The organism is Pseudoalteromonas rubra (assembly GCF_000967655.1).
Lineage (GTDB): Bacteria > Pseudomonadota > Gammaproteobacteria > Enterobacterales > Alteromonadaceae > Pseudoalteromonas > Pseudoalteromonas rubra_A.
In genome coordinates, this window is sequence record NZ_JXYA01000145.1 from 1 (window position 1) to 428 (window position 428).

Below are 428 nucleotides of genomic sequence, written 5' to 3' on the forward strand. Positions count from 1 at the left end.
GTTAAGATACAAAAAGAGAAATGACCCATGACTACACAAAAATTTGATTTAGATTCTGTATTGAAAGCGCTCCAGGACGGCAAAAACCTCACTGGTAAAGATGGAGCGCTCACCCCGTTGATAAAACAGCTCACTGAAGCCGCAATGAAGGCTGAGTTGGAAAACCACTTAGCTGAAAGCTCCGAGCCCAACCGTAAGAACGGTAAATCCACTAAAACCGTCAAAGGGCCCACTGGTGCATTTGAACTTGAGACGCCTCGTGACCGAGCAGGCACCTTCGAGCCGCAGTTGGTGAAAAAGCACCAAACCCATCTAACCGAAGACTTAGAACGCAAGATTCTTGCGCTGTTTGCCTTGGGTAACAGCTACCAGGATATCCGCGCTCACATCGCCGATATGTACGATATATCTATTTCCAACGGTACTAT

The 428-nt window shown here is 47.0% G+C and carries 1 protein-coding gene; it reads left to right on the top strand.

Annotated features, from left to right (window positions below):
* Positions 1-27 precede the first annotated feature (27 nt).
* Positions 28-428: IS256 family transposase (locus TW77_RS23975; protein ID WP_046007495.1), on the top strand; the 401-nt coding region annotated here is incomplete at its 3' end.